A 19,260-nucleotide genomic window follows, 5' to 3' on the forward strand; every position below is an offset into this window, starting at 1 on the left:
ACGGAGCAAAGCGTCATTATCAGGGACGAGAATGCCGAGCGCCCAGGGAAGGGTTCACCGCGTCTTTGCGAGGGCTTGCCCCCAGGGTAGCTCCCGAGTTGCTCCTGAATGTCAGATGACGGGGAGGCCAAGCGGCCTCCCCGTCGTCCTTGTCATGGGGCTGTCATGACGGGGCGCTATATATGTACATCCATATATAACGGAGCCTCCCCATGACCCGCCGCCGCGTGCTCTTCCTCTGCCAAGCCAATTCCGCCCGCTCCCTGATGGGCGAGGCGCTGCTGCGCCATCTGGCCGGCGATGCCTATGTGGCCTTCAGCGCCGGCAGCGAGCCGGATCGCCCCCACGAACTGACCCTGGCGGCCCTCGAGGCCCAGGGCATCGTCACCCAGGACCTGGCCAGCCAGTCCCTCGATGACTTCGCCGGGCAACACTTCGATGCGGTGATCGTGCTCTGCGACAAGGCCCGGCAGGCCTGTCGCGACTGGTGCGGCAGCGCCGACGAACGCCTCTACTGGGATATCCGCGACCCGCGGCTGATCGATCGCCCCGATGCCTATGCCCAGGCCCTGCAGGAGATCCGCCGGCGCCTCGACCTCTGGCTGGCCAGCCGGCGCCATGACACCCGACCGTAACAATTCGCTGTTACTAATAGAGTGTCGATTTCCCGCTCCGGAGAGCCCATGCTTCGCTTCGAAAACATGACGGTCAGAGTCAGCTGGTCGCTGGTCCTGGCCGCCTTCGCCATCCTGATCCTCGGCGCCAGCCTGCTCGGCCTTTTCTCGAACCAGACCAGCCGCGAGGCCTTCGGTACCCTCAATCGCCTCAACGTGGAGCAGGCCCAGGCCCTTAATCGCGCCTATATCGACGTGCTGCGGGCGCGCATCGAGATGGACCGCGCCGCCGAGCTGCTGCGCACCCCGGCCTTCGAGCGGCCGGGGCCGGCCATCGAGCGGGCCGAGGCCCTGCTGGGCTCCGCCGAGGCAGCCTTCGCGCGCTTCCGGGCGGTGCCCCCCGCGGCCAGCCAGCAGGCGGCCATCGAGGCCCTGAGTCAACGCTACCAGTCGCTGGTGGACAACAACCTGAGCCTGCAGCTGATGCTGCTCCAGGACGGCGACCATGGCGGCTACCGCTCCGGCCAGTCCCGGGTCACCGAGAGCAGCCAGGCCTTTATGGCCGAGGCCGACGACTTCTTCGCCGCCTCCGCCGGCGAGGGCCAGGCCCTGGCCGCCCAGTTCCGGCGTTTGGCCGACTGGCTCGGGGTCAGCCTGCTGGCCACCCTGGCGGCGGCGGCGCTGTTGATCGGCCTGGTGCTGTGGGGCGTGACCCGCAACGTGATTCGCCCGCTGCGCGAGGTGGTGGGGCACTTCCGGCGCATCGCCGAGGGGGACCTCTCGGCGCCCATCGAGGCCCGCGGGCGCAACGAAATCGGCCAGCTGTTCGCCGAGCTGGCCACCATGCAGGCCTCCCTCACCGAGACGGTGAGTCACCTGCGCCGGGGCAGCGAGGGCGTCCACGAGGCCAGCCGCCGCATGGCCGAGGACAATGCCGCCCTGGCCGCCCAGACCCAGCAGCAGGGGGCGGCCCAGGGCCAGACCGCCGACCACCTGGCCCAGTTGACCCACGCCGTGGCCGGCAACGTGACCACCGCCGACGAGGTGGGGCGCTCCGCCGAGGGCGCCACCCGGCGGGCCCGGGAGGGCGAGGCGGTGATCACCCGCTTCGCCGATACCATGGAGACGATCCAGTCCCACGCCGAGGAGATCGCCGGCATGGTCGCGCTGATCGAGAGCATCGCCTTCCAGACCAATATCCTGGCCCTGAATGCCTCGGTGGAGGCGGCCCGGGCCGGCGACCAGGGGCGCGGTTTCGCGGTGGTGGCCAAGGAGGTGCGCGAGCTGGCCTCGCGCAGCGACCACGCCGCCAAGGAGATCCGTGGGCGCATCGAGGCCTCCCGGCAGAGCGTGGCGGCGGGCGGCGAACTCTCCCGGGAGGCGGTGGAGCACACCCGCGAGATCATCCTCGCCATCGAGCGGGTGAATGCGCTGATGGCGCGTATCCACGATGCCTCCCGGGAGCAGCAGGCGGGCATCGACGAGGTCAACGGCGCCATGGCGCAGATGCAGGCGGCGACCCGGGACAGCGCCCGCCTGGTGGAGCGGGCCGCCGACGGCGCCCAGCGCCTGGAGGGCGAGGCCGAAGGCATGCAGGCCTACGCCCGGGGCTTCCGCCTCGATGCCGACCCGGTCGGGGACGACGCGGCCCCCGACTGGGAGGCCCTGGCGGCGACGCAGGATGAAGCGACACGGTTACCGGCCCTCGCGCATTAAATAACGCCAGCCATATATGCTATTGTCCATATGTCTTTGGGGGCGGGCCTCGGGGCCTGCCCCTCCGTGTTTTTTCGAGAGGAGCCCGAGATGGCAATCACTATCGGTATCAATGGCCTGGGGCGTATCGGTCGCCTGACCCTGCGGGCCCTCTGGGCGCGAGTCGCGGCCGGCGAGGTGGCGATCGGCCGCATCAATGACCCGGGCGGCGACGCCGCCACCTTCGCCCACCTGCTGGAGTTCGACTCCGTGCATGGCCGCTGGAGCCCGGGCCAGGGCATCCGCGCCGAGGATGACGCCATCGTGATCGATGGCCGGGCGATTCCCTTCAGTGCCAATACCGCCATCGGCGACAGCGACTGGTCGAGCTGCCGGGTGACCATCGAGTGCTCCGGCAAGATGAAGACGACGGAGAAGCTCCAGGCCTACCTGGATCAGGGCGTCGAACGGGTGGTGGTCAGTGCCCCGGTCAAGGAAGAAGGGGTGCTCAATGTGGTGATGGGGGTCAATGACGACCGCTATGACCCGGCGCTGCACCGTATCGTCACCGCGGCCAGTTGCACCACCAACTGCCTGGCCCCGGTGGTTAAGGTGATCCACGCGACCTACGGCATCCGCCACGGCTCCATGACCACGGTGCATGACATCACCAATACCCAGAGCATTCTGGATGCGCCCCACAAGGATCTACGTCGGGCCCGGGCCTGCGGCATGAGCCTGATTCCCACCACCACCGGCTCCGCCAAGGCGATCACCGCCATCTTCCCGGAGCTCGAGGGCAAGCTCAACGGCCACGCCGTGCGGGTCCCGCTGGCCAACGCCTCCCTCACCGACATGGTCTTCGAGCTGGAGAGGGCGGTCACCGCCGAGGAGGTCAATGCCGCGCTCAAGGCCGCCGCCGAGGGCGAGCTGGCCGGCATTCTCGGCTATGAGGAGCGCCCCCTGGTCTCCATCGACTACCGCACCGACCCGCGCAGCTCGATTGTCGACGCCCCCTCCACCCTGGTGATCAATGGCACCCAGCTCAAGCTCTACGCCTGGTACGACAACGAGTGGGGCTACGCCAACCGTACCGCCGAGCTGGCCCTCAAGGTGGCCCATGGCTAGTGGGGGAGGGGACGAGTCACTGGGCGCCCGGCTGCGGGCGCTGCCCTTCGAGGTGCGCCAGTACCTGCTGATCACCGGCAACTACTGGGCCTTTACCCTCACCGATGGCGCCCTGCGCATGCTGGTGGTACTCCACTTCCACCAGCTCGGCTACTCGCCGCTGGAGGTGGCCCTGCTGTTCCTCTTCTACGAGGCCTTCGGGGTGGTCACCAACCTGGTGGGGGGCTGGCTGGGCGCGCGCCTCGGGCTCAATCGCACCATGAACGTCGGCCTCGGCCTGCAGATCGTGGCGCTGGCGATGCTGATGGTGCCCGCCGCGGCGCTGACCGTGCCCTGGGTGATGGCCGCCCAGGCGCTCTCGGGGATCGCCAAGGACCTCAACAAGATGAGCGCCAAGAGCGCGGTCAAGGTGCTGGTGCCCCAGGACAGCCCCGGCGCCGGCAGCGCCCTCTACCGCTGGGTGGCGATCCTCACCGGCTCCAAGAACGCCCTCAAGGGCGCCGGCTTCTTCCTCGGCGGGGCCCTGCTGACGCTGATCGGCTTCCGGGGCGCGGTGCTGGCCATGGCGCTGATGCTCGCCGCCGTTCTGATGCTGTCGCTGTGGCGGCTCAGGGCCGACCTGGGGCGGGTCAAGCACAAGCCCAGGTTCCGCGAGGTGTTCTCCAAGTCGCGGGCGGTCAACGTGCTGTCGGCGGCGCGGCTCTGCCTGTTCGCCTCCCGGGACGTCTGGTTCGTGGTGGCCCTGCCGGTGTTCCTCTATGACCAGCACGGCTGGAGCCACTGGACGGTGGGCGGCCTGCTGGCGATCTGGGTGATCGGCTACGGTGGGGTGCAGACCCAGGCGCCGCGGCTGACCCGGCTGATTCACGGCGAGGCGCGCCTGCTCACCGCCGGCTGGGCGGCGGCGCTGGCGCTGCTCGGCGTGGGGCTGGCGCTGCTGCCATTGGCGGCGGTGTCCTGGCTGGTGCTAGGCTTGCTGGCCTTCGGCGTGCTCTTCGCCGTCAACTCCAGCTGGCACAGCTACCTGATCGTCCACTATGCCCGGGCCGACGGGGTCTCCATGGACGTGGGCTTCTACTATATGGCCAACGCCATGGGGCGGCTGATCGGCACCCTGCTGTCGGGCTGGCTCTATATGCAGTACGGGCTTAGCGCCTGCCTATGGGTGGCCGCGGCCCTGGTGGCGGCCAGCGCCGTACTGGCCCTGGGGTTGCCGCGACGCCCCGCCTGACACCATCGGAGGAGAAATCCTTGGAAGCCATTCGCCTATTCAAGTGCCTGGGCGACCTTGCCACGCCAGGCCGCCTGATGCCCTCGAAGGAGGTAATGTTTGGAAGCCATTCGCCTGTTTAAGTGCCTGGGCGACCTTGCCATGCCAGCCGCCTGATGCCCTCGAAGGAGGTAATGTTTGGAAGCCATTCGCCTGTTTAAGTGCCTGGGTGACGAGACGCGCCTGCTGCTGGTGCTGCTGATCCATCGGGAGGGCGAGCTCTGCGTCTGCGAGCTGACCCATGCCCTGGAAGCTTCCCAGCCCAAGGTCTCCCGTCACCTGGCCCAGCTACGCGCCTGCGAGCTGCTCAGCGATCGTCGCGATGGCCAGTGGGTCTACTACCGCCTGGCCGAGGCCCTGCCCGGCTGGGTCGGCCGGGTGCTCGAGGCCGCCGAGGCTGGGGAGGGGGCACGCCTCGACGCCCTCCAGGCCCGGCTCGGCTGCATGGGAAACCGCCCGGAGCGACGTTCGGCGCTGTGTTAACACCTGGGAGGCATTGTCTCGACTGAGGGCCGGATCAGGCGGCGCTGGGGAAGTGGTGCCGGGTCTGGTTGGCGATGCGTACCAGGGCCAGCATCAGCGGCACCTCCACCAGCACCCCCACCACCGTGGCTAGGGCCGCGCCGGATTGCAGGCCGAACAGGGCGATGGCGGCGGCCACCGCCAGCTCGAAGAAGTTGCTGGCGCCGATCATCGCCCCCGGGGCGGCGACGTTATGGGGTACCTTCCAGGCCTTGGCCCAGCCGTAGGCGATAAAGAAGATCAGCACCGTCTGAAGGATCAGCGGGATGGCGATCAAGACAATATGCAGCGGCGCCTCGAGGATCACCTCGCCCTGGAAGGCGAACAGCAGCACCAGGGTGATAATCAGCCCAATCGGTGTCACCGGGCCGAGGCGCTTCATAAAGACAGTGTCGTACCACTCGAGGCCATGGCGCTTGATCAGGCTGCGCCGGGTCAGATAGCCGGCCGCCAGTGGAATCACGATATAGAGCACCACCGACAGCGCCACCGTATCCCAGGGTACCCGGATATCGGAGATACCGAGCAGCAGGACCACGATGGGGGCGAAGGCGAACAGCATGATCAGGTCGTTGAGCGCCACCTGCACCAGGGTGTAGGCGGCGTCGCCGCGGGTCAGGGTACTCCAGACGAAGACCATGGCGGTGCAGGGGGCGGCGCCCAGCAGGATGGCGCCGGCCAGGTACTGGCTGGCCAGTTCCTGGGGAATGAGCGGGCGAAAGATCACCATCAGGAAGAGCCAGGCGATGGCGAACATGCTGAAGGGCTTGATCAGCCAGTTTACCGTGGTGGTGATGACCAGTCCCCTGGGCTGGTGGCGCACGCCGAGCACGGCGGCGAAGTCGATCTGCGCCATCATCGGGAAGATCATCGCCCAGATCAGGATCGCCACCGGGATCGATACCTGGGCGACCTCGAAGCGCGACAGGGTCTCCGGCACCACCGGGGCGAATTGGCCCAGGGCCACCCCGGCGATAATGGCCAGCGCCACCCAGATCGAGAGGAAACGCCCGAATGGCCCCATGCCCTCGGCGGTGCTGGGGGCCTGGGACGCCTGATGTGTGGTCATGCCATGGCTCCTCTAGATGGCTCGCTGGTTGATCCGTGCCGTGAGGGTAGTGGCACTGGGCATCCGCAAGGGTGCCGGGGCGAAGTTGGGGCGGTCACTGGGCTCCTGATGCCTCCGGCAGGGGGGGATGCGACTCATCATATATGCCTATTCGTATATATCAAGCGCAGGCGCGCTTCACCGTCCCCGCGAGCCGGGGTGCTATGCTCGACGTGCGAACCGCGAGGGAGGTGCTATGGGCGAGGCCCTGAGACTCGAGGCCCTGGGCATCGGCGCCTTGAAGGAAGTGTCCCTGTTGTTGGCTCCCGGCGAGGTGCTCTGCCTCTCCGGGGCCAGCGGCAGCGGCAAGAGCCGGCTGCTGCGCGCCATCGCCGACCTGGAACCCCATGAGGGCGAGGCCTGGTTGGGAGACACCGCGCGTTCGTCGTTGCCGGCCCATCAGTGGCGGGCCCGGGTGATGCTGGTGCCCGCCGAGAGTCACTGGTGGGCGGAGCGGGTCGGGGAGCATCTGGCGACGCCGCCGAGCGAGGCGGATCTCGCCGCCCTGGGCTTCGATGCCGGGGTACTGGGCTGGGAGGTCGCCCGGCTCTCTTCCGGGGAGAAGCAGCGCCTGGCGCTGCTACGGGCCGTGGCGGTATTGAATGAGCGTCCGGCCGAGGCCGCGGCCCTGCTGCTGGACGAGCCCACCGCCAACCTGGACGAGGCCATGACCCGGGCCGTGGAGGCCTGGCTGAGTGAGCGCCTCGGCGAGCGGGGCTGGCCGACGATCTGGGTGGCCCACGACCCCGGCCAGGTCGCCCGGGTGGCGGGGCGTCACTGGCATATCGAGGGCAACCGACTGGTCGAGAAGGAGCCCCGCGCATGGACGTGATCGCACTGGCCTGGTGGCAGTTGGCCATTGCGGCGTTGCTGGTGGTGGCCCTGGCCGGCTGCACGGCGCTGATGCGCCTGGGGGTGGGCCGCAGCCTGCTGATCGCCGGCACTCGTACCGTGGTTCAACTGGCGCTGATCGGCCTGGTGCTGGAGGCGCTATTCGCCGCCGAGCGATTGCTGTGGGTGGCCCTAATGGCCCTGGCCATGTTGCTGGTCGCCGGTCGCGAGGCGATGGCACGGCAGCAGCGCCGGCTGCGCGGCGGCTGGGCCTTCGGCATCGGCACCCTGGCGATGTTCCTGTCGTCCTTCACCGTGACCGTCCTGACCCTGACCGTGATCATCGGCCCCGAGCCCTGGTACCGGCCCCAGTACGCCATCCCCCTGCTGGGCATGCTGCTGGGCAACACCATGACCGGGGTCGCCCTGGCCCTGGACCGTCTCACCGAGAGCGCCTGGCGCCAGCGGGCGGTAATCGAGAATCGCCTGATGCTGGGTCAACCCTGGCAGGTGGCCATCGGCGATATCCGCCGCGAGGCCATGCGTAGCGGCCTGATGCCCACCATCAACGGCATGGCGGCGGCAGGGCTGGTCAGCCTGCCGGGCATGATGACCGGCCAGATCCTGGCCGGTACGGCACCGGGGCTGGCGGTGAAATACCAGATCCTGATCATGTTCGCCATCGCCCTGGGGACCGGCTTCGGTGCCCTGGCTGCGGTGTCGATCGGCAGCCGGCGGCTATTCGACAAGCGCGAGCGACTGCGCCTGGACCGCCTGGCGGCGCCGCGCAGCTAGCCGACCTCAGGAGTCCGGCGGTTGGGGCAGGACGTCGGTGCCTGGCAGGCCAGCGCTCAGGAGGCCGCCAGGAAGTCGGCGCTTAGGAGGCCGCCAGGAAGTCGGCGCTTAGGAGGCCGCCAGGAAGTCGACGATAGCGGCGATCAGCCGCTCGGGACACTCCCGATGGGGCAGATGGCCGCAGTCGCTCAGTAGTCGCGACTCGGCGGGGCCCGCCGTCAGGGCGGCGATACGCGCCGGCTGCTCGGCCGAGCCATAGTCGTCATTCTCGCCATGCAGCGCCAGGGTGGGGCAGGTCACCCGGGCCAGGGCCGCGTCCAGGGTCCAGTCGCGGAAGGCCTCGGAGTGCCAGTTGTCGACCCAGGCGCGCAGCACCCAGTCGGCCTTGTCGCCGTGGTATCGGGCCAGGCGCTGCATGCCACTCGGTGCGGCAAAGCCTCGCTCGGCCTCGCGGATGCCGGCCAGGGTGCGGGGCTCGTTGAAGGCCTGGGCCGCCACTTCCACGGCCATGCCGCCGCCGACACTATGGCCCAGCGCCACGAAGTGCTCCAGGTCGAAGTGGGCGCGCACCGCGGCGAAGGCGCCCCGGGCCTCGTCGGTAATAAAACTCGTCGGCTGAGGGCCGGGGTGGGGCGCCGAGCGCCCATGGCCCAGGCGGTCGTAGGCGATCACCTCGCGTCCGCTGGCTCGGGCCAGGCGCTCGGGAAAGTCCCGCCATAGCGCGATGCAGCCCAGGGAGTCATGTAGCAGCACCAGGGGGGAGCCCGGGGCATCCGCCGCAGTGGGTGTCCAGCGCGCCGCATGCAGCGCGCCATTGGGAGTCTCGATCCGGTACTCCCTGACCCGAGGTTGATCCGCCATGGTTTCGTTCCTGTCGAGCCGTTAGTCGATGAGCTCCACGGCGATGGCGGTGGCCTCGCCGCCACCGATGCATAGGCTCGCGATGCCGCGTTTGCCGCCGGTGGTGCGCAGGGCGTGTACCAGGGTGGCGATGATCCGTGAACCGGTGGAACCGATGGGGTGGCCCTGGGCGCAGGCGCCGCCATAGATATTCACCTTGTCGTGGGGAATATCGAGCCCGTCCATGGCCAGCAGGGTCACCACCGCGAAGGCCTCGTTGATCTCGAAGAGGTCGACATCATTCACCCCCCAGCCGAGTTTCTTGAGCAGCTTGTCGATGGCCCCCACCGGGGCGATGGTGAATTCGCTGGGGTGCTGGGAGTGGGTGCTGTGGCCGAGGATCCGCGCCAGGGGCGTGGCGCCATGGCGCTCCGCGGCGGCCTGGCTGGCCAGGATCAGCGCCGAGGCGCCATCGGAGATGGAGCTCGAGTTGGCGGCGGTGATGGTGCCGTCCTTGGCGAAGGCCGGGCGCAGGCCGCGGATCTTGTCGAGCCTGGCCTGGAAGGGCTGCTCGTCGTGGGCGACCCGGGTCTCGCCCTGGCGGCCGGTGACCGTCACCGGGGCCATCTCGGCCTTCAGGTGGCCCGCTTCCTGGGCCGCCATGGCCCGCTCCAGGGAGGCGATGGCGAAGTCGTCCATGCGCTCGCGGGTATAGCCCCGCTGGGTGGCGACCTCCTGGGCGAAGCCGCCCATCAGCTTGCCGGTCTCGGCATCCTCCAGGCCATCCAGGAACATATGATCCTTGAGCTCACCATGCCCCAGGCGGTAACCACTGCGGGCCTTGGTCAGCAGGTGGGGGGCATTGGACATGGACTCCATGCCGCCGGCCAGCAGCACCTCGCCGGAACCGGCGCGGATCAGGTCATGGGCCAGCATGGTGGCCTTCATGCCGGAGCCACACAGCTTGTTGATGGTGGTGGCGCCGATGCCATCGGGGATGCCGGCCTGGCGCATGGCCTGGCGGGCCGGGCCCTGCTTGACCCCGGCGGGCAGCACGCAGCCGAAGATGCCCTCGTCGACCACGCCCGCCTCGATGCCGGCCCGCTCGATGGCGGCCCGGGTCGCCGCCGCGGCCAGCTGGGGGGCGGTCAGGCTCGACAGGCTGCCCTGCAGGCCACCCATGGGGGTACGGGCGGCGGAAAGGATGACGACGTCGTTCATGGTGGATCTCCTCGATGATGGAGCGCTATCCCGTTGACCCTCGAACGGGGCCATGGTTTGCTGTCAGCATAACCAAGCAAGCGCTAGTGTAAACAGGATGAATGTCGTGAATGATTCTCCGCGCCGCCGGGAACTGACTCGCCTGGCGGCCCAGCTGTTCGTCCAGGAAGGCTTCGATCGCACCACGGTGCGCATGCTGGCCCAGGAGATGGGCATCAAGTCCGGTAGCCTCTTCCACCACTTCCGCGACAAGCAGGAAATTCTCTGCGCGGTGATCGAGGAGGGCACCCAGAACGCCCTGGCCATCGCCCGGGAGGCCCTGGAGGCCAGCGAGCCCAACCCCGAGGCGCGGCTGCACGCCATGGCCCGGGCGCATCTCGAGACCCTGCTTACCGACCGCAATGCCCATGTGGTGGCCCTCTACGAGTGGCGACGCCTGGACGCCGAGTCCCGGGCCCACCTCAGCCACCTGCGCGATGCCTACGAGGCATTGTGGCAGGAGGTGGTGGGGGACGCCCTGGATGCCGGCCTGATTCATGGCGACAAGTTCCTGGTCTCGCGTTTCGTGCTGGGGGCGCTCAACTGGACGGTGCGCTGGTACGACCCCGATGGGTCGAGAACACCCGAAGAGCTGGCCCGCGAACTGATCGCCATGATCACCCCCTCTTCGCGCTGATCGCTTATCGCCGCCCGCTTGGGCGGCTTCTCCCGACCATGGTCTAGTCTCGATCGCCTTGCCGACACCGGCCCTTTCGTCTTAGCGTTGTACCAAGCGCTTGCTAGGTTTTGCAAGTTGACGTTTACGTTAAAGGTAGACAAGAGGCTTTGCGCCGCGCAGGCTTCGATAACAAGCACAAGAGGGCAGGTTATGAGCACCACTGCGACCCAGACCGACTACGCCAGCTACCTGGAAGACTTCTCCCTGGAGGCGCTGATCGCCCGCCTCGACGATCATCGCGATGGCCAGTTCAACGCCTATGAGGCCTGCTGCGGCCGCCACCTGCGCGAGGGGCGGGGCGAGGTGGTGGCCCTGGTCCAGGAGGGCCTGGACGGTCGCGTCAGCCGCCTCAGCTACGCCGACCTCGACGCCGAGAGCGCCAGGCTGGCCGGCTGGTTCAAGGCCCGCGGCCTGGGGGAGGGGGATCGCATCGCCTGCATGCTGCCGCGTACCCCGGCGCTGCTGATCACGGTGCTGGCCACCTGGCGCATCGGCGCGGTCTATCAGCCGCTATTCACCGCCTTCGGTCCCGACGCCCTGGCCTATCGTCTGGAGCGCGCCGACACCCGGCTGGTGATCACCGATGCCGCCAATCGCGCCAAGTTCGAGGGCCTCGCGGCCTGCCCACCGATCCTCAATGTGGACGGCGACGGCGACCTGGCCTGGGCCGAGGCCCTGGCCCATGCGCCCCTGGGCGAGGCGCCGCCGCGGCTGGCCCCGGACGCGCCCTTCCTGCAGATGTTCACCTCCGGCACCGTGGGCAAGCCCAAGGGGGTGGCGGTGCCGCTCTCGGCGCTGCCCGCCTTCGCCCTCTATATGGAGCTGGCCATCGACCTGCGCCCGGAGGATCGCTTCTGGAACATGGCCGATCCCGGCTGGGCCTACGGCCTCTACTACGCCATCGCCGGGCCCCTGCTGCTGGGGACCACCACCCACCTCTGCGAGGCGAGTTTCAGCGCCGAGGGGGCACTCGATTTCATGCGTCGCCACGGCATCACCAATTTCGCCGCCGCGCCTACCGCCTACCGGCTGATGAAGGCCTCGGGGATCTTCGACGAGGCCGCCGAGCAGCTGTCGCTGCGGGTCGCCAGTTCCGCCGGCGAACCCCTCAATACCGAGGTGGTCGGCTGGGTGGAGCGGGCCCTGGGCTGTCCGGTGGTGGATCACTACGGCCAGACCGAGACCGGCATGACCTGCTGCAACCACCATGCCCTGGCGCACCCCAAGCATATCGGTGGCATGGGGGTGCCGATGCCCGGCTATCGGCTGGCGATCCTCGATGCCGAGTACCGGGAACTGCCCGCCGGGGAACCCGGGGTGCTGGCGGTGGATATCGCCCGCTCGCCGGCCTTCTTCTTCCCCGGCTACACCTGGCAGGAGAAGCATCCCTTCGCCGAGGGCTACTATTTGACCGGGGACGTGGTGATTCGCAACGCCGACGGCAGCTTCCAGTTCGCCGGCCGCGACGACGACATCATCACCACCGCCGGCTATCGGGTCGGTCCCGCCGACGTGGAGAACTCGGTGCTGACCCACCCGGCGGTGGCGGAGTCCGCGGCGGTGGGCAAGCCCGACGAGATCCGCGGCGAGATCATCAAGTCCTTCGTGGTGCTGCGGGAGGGCCATGAGCCCAGCGAGGCCCTGGCCGAGGAGATTCGCCAGCGGGTGCGCGAGCGCCTCTCCACCCACGCCTTCCCGCGGGAGATCGCCTTCGTCGAGACGCTGCCCAAGACCCCCAGCGGCAAGATTCAACGCTTCAAGCTGCGCGCCCAGGCCGCCGAGGAGGCGGAAACGGCGCCCAGCCACTAACCGGAGACAGCGATGCAGATTCAAGACCAGACCTTCCTGATTACCGGGGCCGCCTCCGGGCTGGGGGCGGCCACCGCCGAGCGCCTGGTGGCCGCCGGCGGCCGGGTGCTGCTCAGCGACCTGAGCGACAGGGTCGAGGCCCAGGCACAGGCCCTGGGCGAGGCGGCCCGGGCCCTGTGCGGGGACGTGACCTCCGAGGCGGACATGCAGGCGGCCATCGACGCCGCCATCGAGCTCGGCGAGGGGCGTGGCCTGGCCGGGGTAATCCATTGTGCCGGGGTGGTCAGCGTGGCCAAGCTGGTGGATCGGGAGGGTAATCCCGCTGATCTCGAGGCTTATGCCCGCACCATCCGGATCAACCTGGTGGGCACTTTCAATGTGATGCGCCTGGCCGCCGCCGCCATGACCCGTAATGCCCCCGGCGAGGATGGCGAGCGCGGGGTGATCATCAACACCGCCTCCGTCGCCGCCTTCGACGGCCAGGTGGGGCAGTGCGCCTATAGCGCCTCCAAGGCCGGGGTGGTGGGGATGAGCCTGCCGGCGGCCCGGGAGCTCTCGCGACACGGTATCCGGGTGATGGCCATTGCCCCCGGGGTCTTCGAGACGCCGATGATGAGCGATATCCCCGAGGAGGCGGTGGCGGCCCTCTCCGCCGCCGTGCCCTTCCCCAAGCGCCTCGGCAAGCCCGACGAGTTCGCCCGCCTGGCGGAGCAGATCGTCACCAATTCCATGCTCAACGGCGAGGTGATTCGCCTGGATGGCGGGATTCGGATGCAATAACCCCGCCCGAGAAGCGAGAGGGAAGAGGAAGGCAGGGCTACTGCTGAGGGGCGCTGGGGGCAGGCCGGAGCAAAGCGTCTTTTTCAGGGACGAAAAAGTCGAGCGTCCATGGATGGATTCACAGCGTCTTTGCGTAGTGCCTGTCCCCAGGATAGCCTCGGGCCTATACAGGGAGGGGGTAACTGCGATGGCTTCACGGCTGGAGTTGCGCGAATCGCCGCCAGCTGCTTGGTTTAATAGACCCCGGCCCGCGGCGGGCCGGCCCTGTTGAAGTGCTATCGAGCGATCAAGGAGGCGTCGAATGTCTATCGAGAAAGTTGCCTATCGTGCCCATGCCAAGGCCACCGGCGGCCGCGACGGTCGTGCCGTCTCCTCCGACGGGGTCCTCGATGTCGCCCTGGCGGTGCCCAAGGAGATGGGCGGCGGCGGCGGGGCGGCCACCAATCCCGAGCAGCTCTTCGCCGCCGGCTACTCCGCCTGTTTCCTGGGCGCCATGAAGTTCGTCGCCGGCCGCGACAAGCTGCCGCTGCCGGATGATGTCAGCATCGAGGGCGCGGTGGGCATCGGCGAGATTCCCGGCGGCTTCGGTATCGAGGTGGAACTGAAGATCTCCCTGCCGGGCATGGACAAGCAACAGGCCCAGCAGGTGGTCGATGCCGCTCACCAGGTCTGCCCCTACTCCAATGCCACCCGGGGCAATATTGACGTGACCCTGACCCTGGTGGATTAGCCTCGCGTCCGTGCACTGCCCGCGGCACGCCGTGCCTTGACCGCCCACCCCGAGGCTTCGGGGTGGGCGGTATCGTGTCGGGCCCTTGGCGACTATCGACCAAGGTCGGGGGCTTTCCCCCGAGGGAATTCAAACGAACGCTTGACGTCTGGCGAGGCGCCGGTTAGTTTCAAACAAATGTTTGAAATCGGCGCCGCCGCCTTGCCTATTCTCGATTTCCGGCGCCCTCTTCTGGAGAGACCGACATGCCCGACTATCAGGCCCCCCTGCGCGATCTGCGTTTCGTGATGGACGAGATGCTCGACTATCCGGCCCACTACGCCGGCCTGCCGGCTGGCGAAGAGGCCTCCCCGGACGTGGTGGCGGCCATCCTCGAGGAGGGCGCCCGCTTCGCCCGCGAGGTGCTGTTGCCGCTGAATCAGAGCGGCGACCGGGAGGGCTGTCGGCTGGAGGGCGGCGAGGTCAAGGCGCCGAAGGGCTTCAAGGAGGCCTATGCCCAGTACGTGGAGGGGGGCTGGCCGAGCCTGGCCGCCGACCCGGCACAGGGCGGCCAGGGCCTGCCGCACTCCCTGGCCATGGTGCTCTCGGAGATGATCTGCGCCACCAACCTGGCCTGGGGCATGTACCCGGGGCTCTCCCACGGCGCCGCCGATGCCCTGCGCCACCACGGCACCGACGCGCAGAAGGCCACCTACCTGACCAAGCTGGTGGAGGGCACCTGGACCGGCACCATGTGCCTCACCGAGCCCCACTGCGGTACCGACCTGGGCCTGATCAAGACCCGCGCCCTGCCCACCGATGACGGTGCCTATGCGATCACCGGCACCAAGATCTTTATCTCCGCCGGCGAGCATGACCTGGCCGAGAATATCGTCCACCTGGTGCTGGCCAAGCTGCCGGACGCTCCCGAGGGCTCCAAGGGCATCTCGCTCTTTGTGGTGCCCAAGTTTCTGCCCGATGCCGACGGCAACCCGGGCGAGCGCAATGGCGTGGTGTGCGGGTCGCTGGAGCACAAGATGGGTATCCACGGCAACGCCACCTGCGTGATGAACTTCGACGGGGCCAAGGGCTTTTTGGTGGGCGCCCCCAACAAGGGCCTGGCCTGCATGTTCACCATGATGAATGCCGCCCGTATCGGCGTCGGCATCCAGGGCCTGGGGCTCGCCGAGGCGAGCTTCCAGAACGCCCTGGCCTATGCCCGCGATCGCCTACAGATGCGTGCCCTCTCCGGCCCCCAGGCACCCGAGAAGGCCGCCGACCCGATCATCGTGCACCCGGACGTGCGGCGCATGCTGCTGACCCAGAAGGCCTTCGCCGAGGGCGGCCGGATGCTGGTGCTCTATACCGCCCAGATGATCGATATCGTCGAGCACGGCAGCGATGCCGCCGAGCAGGAGCGCGCCGAGACCCTGTTGGGCCTGCTGACGCCCATCGTCAAGGCGTTCCTCACCGAGGTGGGCTTCGAGGCCACCAACGAGGGCGTGCAGGTGTTCGGCGGCCACGGCTTTATCCAGGAGTGGGGCATGGAGCAGCTGGTGCGGGACGCCCGCATCACCCGCCTCTACGAGGGCACCACCGGCATCCAGGCCCTCGACCTGCTGGGGCGCAAGGTGCTGATGAGCCAGGGCGAGAGCCTCAAGGTCTTCACCAAGGAGATCCACAAGTTCTGCCAGGCGGAGGAGGGCAACACCGCCCTCGCCGAGTTCGTGCGGCCGCTGGCCAAGCTCAACGCCGAGTGGGGCGAGCTGACCATGGGCATCGGCATGAAGGCCATGGCCGATCGCGAGGAGGTGGGGGCGGCCAGCGTCGATTACCTGATGTACTCCGGCTACGTGACCCTGGCCTACCTCTTCGCCCGGGCCGCCAGGCAGGCCCAGGCGACCCTGGCCGAGGGCAGCGACGATGCCGCCTTCTACCGCGGCAAGCTCAATACCGCGCGCTTCTACTTCGAGCGCCTGCTGCCGCGCACCCGTACCCACAAGCAGGCCATCGAGGCCGGCGCCGAGTCGCTGATGGCGATGTCCGCCGAGGACTTCGGCCGCGGCTTCGAGCTCTGATCTCGAGGTGAGGCCCGGCCAACGCGCCCCGAGGCGGGGCGCCCGACTTGCTGTGATCGATCTCTCTGGTCAGTCGCGGTGACCGCTTGCTTACGGCGACCTCGGGTCGCCGTTTTTTTTATCGGCACAGGCGCCGCTCGGCCGTTTCCGGCGTGACCTCCTGGCCGGAGGGTAGGGGGGCCGCCGGGTCCCGCAGCCAGGCCGTCAGGTCCGCCTCGGTCTGTGCCCGTCCCCGGTAACGGGTCAGCATATGGTAGCCCTCGGGATAGAGGGCCAGGCGCCAGGCCGGGGGCGGTGGCAGATCCGCCAGCAGGGTACAGACCGCGGCCCCGGGAATCACCTGATCCGCCTCGCCGTAGAGCAGCAGCAGGGGCCCCGGCTGGTCGGGCGCCGCCGCCAGGGCGGCATCCATCAGTCGCGCGACCCCATCCAGGGCCTCGATGCGGGCGCTGCGCAGCAGTAGCGGGTCCCGGGCCAACTGGCGGCGGATCTCCGGGTCATCGGTAGGCTCGATGCCCAGGCGCCGGGCGGTGCGGGCCGAGAAACGCGCCTCCGGCGCCAGGCGCATGCCGAGCCATAGCCCCAGACGCTGGTACCAGGGCATGGTGTTGCGTCCCCACACCGCCGGGGCCACCAGGAGTCCACCCGCCACTGGTGGCCGCTCAGCCAGCACCCGCAGCGCCACGGCGGCACCCATGCTCTTGCCCAGCAGGTAGCGGGGCGTGGTGGGGTACTGTGCCTCCAGCCAGGCCAGCATGGCTCGGGCGTCCGCCACCAGGGCCGCCTCGCCGGGCCAGTGGCCGCGGGTCCCAGTGGTGCCAAAACCGCGCTGATCATAGGCGTAGAGAGCGATGCCTCGGGCACTCAGCGCCTCACCCAGGAGCGTGAAGCTGCCGGCATGGTCGTTGAAGCCATGCAGGGCCAGCACCAGGGCCCGGGGCTCGTTATCCGGCAGCCACTGCCGGTAGGGCAGGCGCCGGTCTTCCGCGACCTCGACATAGCCCGCATAGGGGGGCGGCAGGTCGAACGACGGCGATGCGCCCTGGGTCGCGCAGCCGCCCAGGGCGAAGGCCAGCAGGGCCGTGAGCCATGGCAGCCTCATGGCGGGTCCACTGTCAGGGATAGCCCAGGGCCGCCTTGAGGCGCGCCGCGTTGGTCTCGACCCAGCGTGGGTCGATGGCGCCCCAGTCGCGGATCCGGTAGCGGCCGATATTATGGCGGGCGCCCTCGGCCTGCTCGAAGTCGCAGGCGATATCCAGCTCCGCCAGGGAGTGGATGGTGTCCTGGGCGGTGCGCCTCGGCATGCCGGTGGCCTCGATCAGCTCGGGTACGCTGGCCACGCCCCGGTCGATCAGATGGGCCACGTAGAGGCGCCGATAGAAGCTGCTCTTGGTCTTGCTGAGGGGCTCGGCCATGGGTCGCTGACTCGTCTCGCAGGGGGAGCCTATTATCCTACGCCCTGGGCATTGCCGAGAGCGAGGCCGTGCCGACCGGTGATAGCGGATGCCGCACCGAGGCTCAGTCGAAGAGGTCGCCTTGGGGATGCGGCGGACGAAAGGCGGAGGTGTCCAGCCGCTGGGCGGCCAGCGCCGGCGCCTGGTTGAGCCCCAGGCGCCGGCAGGCGGCGGCGAAGCGCTGGGCCAGCAGCTCGGCGAAGACGCCCTCGCCGCGCATGCGCTTGCCGAAGCGGGCATCATAGGCGGCGCCACCGCGACACTGGCGCATCAGGCTCATCACCTTGGCGGCCCGTTCGGGGTAGTGGGTCTCAAGCCAGGCCTCGAACAGCGGCGCCACCTCCCGAGGCAGGCGCAGCAACATCCAACCGGCCGTATCGGCGCCGGCCTCCCGGGCCGCGCCGAGCAGGCGCTCCAGCTCGTGGTCGGTGAGGCCGGGAATCACCGGTGCCACCAGGGTGCCCACCGGCACCCCCGCCTCGGCCAGGGCACGGATCACCTTGAGTCGCGCCCCCGGGCTGGCGGCGCGGGGCTCCAGGCGGCGCTTGAGGGTGCGGTCGAGGCTGGTCAGGCTGATCATCACCCGCACCAGGCGGTGCTCGGCCAGGGCCCGGAGCAGGTCGAGGTCGCGCAGGATCAGGGCGCTCTTGGTGACCAGGGTCAGGGGGTGACGGCAGGCCAGCAGGAAGGCCAGCAGCTCCCGGGTGCTGCCCCGCTCCGCTTCCAGGGGCTGATAGCAGTCGGTGTTGCCGGAGAGGTTGATGGGGCGGCACGCATAGCCGGGGCGGCAGAGCTCCTCGCGCAGCCTGTCCACCAGGCCGCTCCTGGCGATCAACCGGGTCTCGAAGTCGAGCCCCGGGGAGAGGTCCCAATAGGCATGGCTGGGGCGGGCATAGCAGTAGATGCAGCCGTGCTCGCAGCCGCGGTAGGGATTGAGGGAGCGGTCGAAGGGCAGGTCCGGCGAGCTGTTCCAGGCCAGGGCGCTGCGCGCCGCTTCCTCGGCCACCAGGGTGGCCCGCCGCACCGGCGTTTCCTCTTGCCACCAGCCGTCGTCTTCCGCCTCGACCCGGGTGGGGGCGAAGCGGTTGTCGGGATCATAGGTGGCGCCGCGCCCCTTGAGGGGGGGAAGGTCCGCCATGGGGTGTCTCCATAACTGGTTTTATATACAGTATATGGAGAGGGCGCCGATGCGGCCAGGGGTCAATACGCCTCCAGCCGCTGCAGGTCGCGCACGATACGCCGCACCTCGGCCTGGTGCTCCGCCGCCAGGGAGGTAAAGAACTCCTCCTCGTGCCCGGCGCCGGCGCGCTCGGCGCGGTGTTCGTAGAGGTCCTGCAGGGTACGGTGGGTGGCCAGGGCGGTGGCCAGGACGTCCTGCACCTCGCCGCCGTCGAGGCGCTCCGGCAGGCGTCCCAGCACGGGGGCATGGGGGAAGTCGGCGGGATCGTCGAACCAGGTCTCCAGCACGGCGGCGTGGTCGCCACTCTCCGCCAGGTAGCTGGCCAGCTCCTGGCTCTGCTTGGTCTCCCGCTGCACCAGGTACGCCAGGGCCATCTTCTGGCGCTCGTTGCTGGCCTGATCGGCCAGTCGCTGATACTGGTCGGCCAATTGGCGGTGCAAGTCCGCCGCCCAGGTCACCAGTTCCTTCACTTGATGAAAGCGCATGCTGCTAGCCTCCCGCCGTTTCG

At 68.9% G+C, this 19,260-nt stretch carries 19 protein-coding genes; 12 read left to right on the forward strand and 7 right to left on the reverse strand.

The window, feature by feature from the left end:
- The first annotated feature begins 212 nt into the window (after nucleotides 1-212).
- From ACZ5EF_RS06005 to ACZ5EF_RS06025, 5 genes are all read left to right on the forward strand, one after another.
- Nucleotides 213-635 (forward strand): arsenate reductase ArsC, encoded by a 423-nt coding sequence (locus ACZ5EF_RS06005; RefSeq protein WP_346063222.1) that lies wholly within the window; start codon nucleotides 213-215, stop codon nucleotides 633-635.
- Nucleotides 636-683: 48 nt separating this feature from the next.
- The gene (locus tag ACZ5EF_RS06010; protein WP_346063221.1) at nucleotides 684-2,330 is read left to right on the forward strand and encodes a methyl-accepting chemotaxis protein; all 1,647 of its coding nucleotides are present in this window, start codon (nucleotides 684-686) and stop codon (nucleotides 2,328-2,330) included.
- 90 nt (nucleotides 2,331-2,420) lie between these two features.
- Nucleotides 2,421-3,437 carry an ArsJ-associated glyceraldehyde-3-phosphate dehydrogenase gene (locus ACZ5EF_RS06015; protein WP_346063220.1) on the forward strand — a complete coding sequence of 339 codons (1,017 nt, stop codon included), beginning with the start codon at nucleotides 2,421-2,423 and terminating at the stop codon, nucleotides 3,435-3,437.
- The gene (gene arsJ, locus ACZ5EF_RS06020) at nucleotides 3,430-4,668 is read left to right on the forward strand and encodes an organoarsenical effux MFS transporter ArsJ (RefSeq protein ID WP_346063219.1); all 1,239 of its coding nucleotides are present in this window, start codon (nucleotides 3,430-3,432) and stop codon (nucleotides 4,666-4,668) included. The genes ACZ5EF_RS06015 and arsJ overlap by 8 nt, the downstream gene beginning before the upstream one ends.
- A gap of 177 nt (nucleotides 4,669-4,845) precedes the next feature.
- Nucleotides 4,846-5,190: a metalloregulator ArsR/SmtB family transcription factor gene (locus ACZ5EF_RS06025; protein ID WP_346063218.1), complete on the forward strand. Its 345-nt coding sequence runs from the start codon at nucleotides 4,846-4,848 to the stop codon at nucleotides 5,188-5,190.
- Nucleotides 5,191-5,224: 34 nt separating this feature from the next.
- Here the strand turns inward: ACZ5EF_RS06025 and arsB are convergent, their stop codons facing one another.
- Nucleotides 5,225-6,298 carry an ACR3 family arsenite efflux transporter gene (arsB, locus tag ACZ5EF_RS06030; RefSeq protein WP_346063217.1) on the reverse strand — a complete coding sequence of 358 codons (1,074 nt, stop codon included), beginning with the start codon at nucleotides 6,296-6,298 and terminating at the stop codon, nucleotides 5,225-5,227.
- Nucleotides 6,299-6,533: 235 nt separating this feature from the next.
- On the opposite strand from arsB, the gene ACZ5EF_RS06035 reads away from it, so the two are divergent.
- Nucleotides 6,534-7,169, forward strand: coding sequence for an ABC transporter ATP-binding protein (locus tag ACZ5EF_RS06035; RefSeq protein WP_346063216.1), 636 nt, complete (start codon nucleotides 6,534-6,536; stop codon nucleotides 7,167-7,169).
- The gene (locus tag ACZ5EF_RS06040; protein ID WP_346063215.1) at nucleotides 7,160-7,963 is read left to right on the forward strand and encodes an ABC transporter permease; all 804 of its coding nucleotides are present in this window, start codon (nucleotides 7,160-7,162) and stop codon (nucleotides 7,961-7,963) included. Before ACZ5EF_RS06035 ends, ACZ5EF_RS06040 begins: the two co-directional genes overlap by 10 nt.
- A gap of 108 nt (nucleotides 7,964-8,071) precedes the next feature.
- Here ACZ5EF_RS06040 and ACZ5EF_RS06045 read toward each other — a convergent pair whose 3' ends face one another.
- Nucleotides 8,072-8,824 carry an alpha/beta fold hydrolase gene (locus ACZ5EF_RS06045; protein WP_346063214.1) on the reverse strand — a complete coding sequence of 251 codons (753 nt, stop codon included), beginning with the start codon at nucleotides 8,822-8,824 and terminating at the stop codon, nucleotides 8,072-8,074.
- Nucleotides 8,825-8,845: 21 nt separating this feature from the next.
- Complete coding sequence (locus tag ACZ5EF_RS06050; protein WP_346063213.1) at nucleotides 8,846-10,024, reverse strand: acetyl-CoA C-acyltransferase; 1,179 nt, start codon at nucleotides 10,022-10,024, stop codon at nucleotides 8,846-8,848.
- A gap of 97 nt (nucleotides 10,025-10,121) precedes the next feature.
- Between ACZ5EF_RS06050 and ACZ5EF_RS06055 the strand changes: the two genes are divergently transcribed.
- The 5 genes from ACZ5EF_RS06055 (at nucleotide 10,122) to ACZ5EF_RS06075 (ending at nucleotide 16,118) form a co-directional block, all read left to right on the forward strand.
- A complete protein-coding gene (locus tag ACZ5EF_RS06055; protein WP_346063212.1) occupies nucleotides 10,122-10,700 on the forward strand; it encodes a TetR/AcrR family transcriptional regulator in 579 nt (192 codons plus the stop codon).
- A 192-nt stretch (nucleotides 10,701-10,892) separates the two neighbouring features.
- Nucleotides 10,893-12,551, forward strand: a complete 1,659-nt coding sequence (locus ACZ5EF_RS06060) for an AMP-binding protein (protein ID WP_346063211.1) — start codon at nucleotides 10,893-10,895, stop codon at nucleotides 12,549-12,551.
- Between the two features lie 12 nt (nucleotides 12,552-12,563).
- Nucleotides 12,564-13,331 carry an SDR family NAD(P)-dependent oxidoreductase gene (locus ACZ5EF_RS06065; protein ID WP_346063210.1) on the forward strand — a complete coding sequence of 256 codons (768 nt, stop codon included), beginning with the start codon at nucleotides 12,564-12,566 and terminating at the stop codon, nucleotides 13,329-13,331.
- 301 nt (nucleotides 13,332-13,632) lie between these two features.
- Nucleotides 13,633-14,061, forward strand: a complete 429-nt coding sequence (locus tag ACZ5EF_RS06070) for an organic hydroperoxide resistance protein (RefSeq protein WP_346063209.1) — start codon at nucleotides 13,633-13,635, stop codon at nucleotides 14,059-14,061.
- 245 nt (nucleotides 14,062-14,306) lie between these two features.
- The gene (locus ACZ5EF_RS06075; RefSeq protein ID WP_346063208.1) at nucleotides 14,307-16,118 is read left to right on the forward strand and encodes an acyl-CoA dehydrogenase C-terminal domain-containing protein; all 1,812 of its coding nucleotides are present in this window, start codon (nucleotides 14,307-14,309) and stop codon (nucleotides 16,116-16,118) included.
- Nucleotides 16,119-16,236: 118 nt separating this feature from the next.
- On the opposite strand, the gene ACZ5EF_RS06080 is transcribed toward ACZ5EF_RS06075, so the two are convergent.
- The 4 genes from ACZ5EF_RS06080 to ACZ5EF_RS06095 all read right to left on the reverse strand — a co-directional run bounded on the left by ACZ5EF_RS06080 (nucleotide 16,237) and on the right by ACZ5EF_RS06095 (nucleotide 19,237).
- Nucleotides 16,237-17,220: an alpha/beta hydrolase gene (locus ACZ5EF_RS06080; protein WP_346063207.1), complete on the reverse strand. Its 984-nt coding sequence runs from the start codon at nucleotides 17,218-17,220 to the stop codon at nucleotides 16,237-16,239.
- Nucleotides 17,221-17,233: 13 nt separating this feature from the next.
- Nucleotides 17,234-17,533, reverse strand: coding sequence for a winged helix-turn-helix domain-containing protein (locus ACZ5EF_RS06085; RefSeq protein ID WP_346063206.1), 300 nt, complete (start codon nucleotides 17,531-17,533; stop codon nucleotides 17,234-17,236).
- A gap of 103 nt (nucleotides 17,534-17,636) precedes the next feature.
- Nucleotides 17,637-18,710 carry a PA0069 family radical SAM protein gene (locus ACZ5EF_RS06090; RefSeq protein WP_346063205.1) on the reverse strand — a complete coding sequence of 358 codons (1,074 nt, stop codon included), beginning with the start codon at nucleotides 18,708-18,710 and terminating at the stop codon, nucleotides 17,637-17,639.
- 62 nt (nucleotides 18,711-18,772) lie between these two features.
- Nucleotides 18,773-19,237: a 2-hydroxyacyl-CoA dehydratase gene (locus tag ACZ5EF_RS06095; RefSeq protein ID WP_346063204.1), complete on the reverse strand. Its 465-nt coding sequence runs from the start codon at nucleotides 19,235-19,237 to the stop codon at nucleotides 18,773-18,775.
- Nucleotides 19,238-19,260 lie beyond the last annotated feature (23 nt).

It is taken from the genome of Bisbaumannia salifodinae (genome assembly GCF_055388505.1).

Excerpts from the sequence above, each read along its gene's own strand:
- ACZ5EF_RS06035 (WP_346063216.1), top strand. The coding sequence starts at position 6,534 with ATGGGCGAGGCCCTGAGACTCGAGGCCCTGGGCATCGGCGCCTTGAAG.
- arsJ (WP_346063219.1), top strand. The coding sequence starts at position 3,430 with ATGGCTAGTGGGGGAGGGGACGAGTCACTGGGCGCCCGGCTGCGGGCG.
- ACZ5EF_RS06065 (WP_346063210.1), top strand. The coding sequence starts at position 12,564 with ATGCAGATTCAAGACCAGACCTTCCTGATTACCGGGGCCGCCTCCGGG.
- ACZ5EF_RS06040 (WP_346063215.1), top strand. The coding sequence starts at position 7,160 with ATGGACGTGATCGCACTGGCCTGGTGGCAGTTGGCCATTGCGGCGTTG.
- ACZ5EF_RS06050 (WP_346063213.1), bottom strand. The coding sequence starts at position 10,024 with ATGAACGACGTCGTCATCCTTTCCGCCGCCCGTACCCCCATGGGTGGC.
- ACZ5EF_RS06085 (WP_346063206.1), bottom strand. The coding sequence starts at position 17,533 with ATGGCCGAGCCCCTCAGCAAGACCAAGAGCAGCTTCTATCGGCGCCTC.
- ACZ5EF_RS06075 (WP_346063208.1), top strand. The coding sequence starts at position 14,307 with ATGCCCGACTATCAGGCCCCCCTGCGCGATCTGCGTTTCGTGATGGAC.
- arsB (WP_346063217.1), bottom strand. The coding sequence starts at position 6,298 with ATGACCACACATCAGGCGTCCCAGGCCCCCAGCACCGCCGAGGGCATG.
- ACZ5EF_RS06045 (WP_346063214.1), bottom strand. The coding sequence starts at position 8,824 with ATGGCGGATCAACCTCGGGTCAGGGAGTACCGGATCGAGACTCCCAAT.
- ACZ5EF_RS06005 (WP_346063222.1), top strand. The coding sequence starts at position 213 with ATGACCCGCCGCCGCGTGCTCTTCCTCTGCCAAGCCAATTCCGCCCGC.
- ACZ5EF_RS06010 (WP_346063221.1), top strand. The coding sequence starts at position 684 with ATGCTTCGCTTCGAAAACATGACGGTCAGAGTCAGCTGGTCGCTGGTC.
- ACZ5EF_RS06070 (WP_346063209.1), top strand. The coding sequence starts at position 13,633 with ATGTCTATCGAGAAAGTTGCCTATCGTGCCCATGCCAAGGCCACCGGC.
- ACZ5EF_RS06090 (WP_346063205.1), bottom strand. The coding sequence starts at position 18,710 with ATGGCGGACCTTCCCCCCCTCAAGGGGCGCGGCGCCACCTATGATCCC.
- ACZ5EF_RS06060 (WP_346063211.1), top strand. The coding sequence starts at position 10,893 with ATGAGCACCACTGCGACCCAGACCGACTACGCCAGCTACCTGGAAGAC.
- ACZ5EF_RS06080 (WP_346063207.1), bottom strand. The coding sequence starts at position 17,220 with ATGAGGCTGCCATGGCTCACGGCCCTGCTGGCCTTCGCCCTGGGCGGC.
- ACZ5EF_RS06095 (WP_346063204.1), bottom strand. The coding sequence starts at position 19,237 with ATGCGCTTTCATCAAGTGAAGGAACTGGTGACCTGGGCGGCGGACTTG.
- ACZ5EF_RS06055 (WP_346063212.1), top strand. The coding sequence starts at position 10,122 with ATGAATGTCGTGAATGATTCTCCGCGCCGCCGGGAACTGACTCGCCTG.
- ACZ5EF_RS06015 (WP_346063220.1), top strand. The coding sequence starts at position 2,421 with ATGGCAATCACTATCGGTATCAATGGCCTGGGGCGTATCGGTCGCCTG.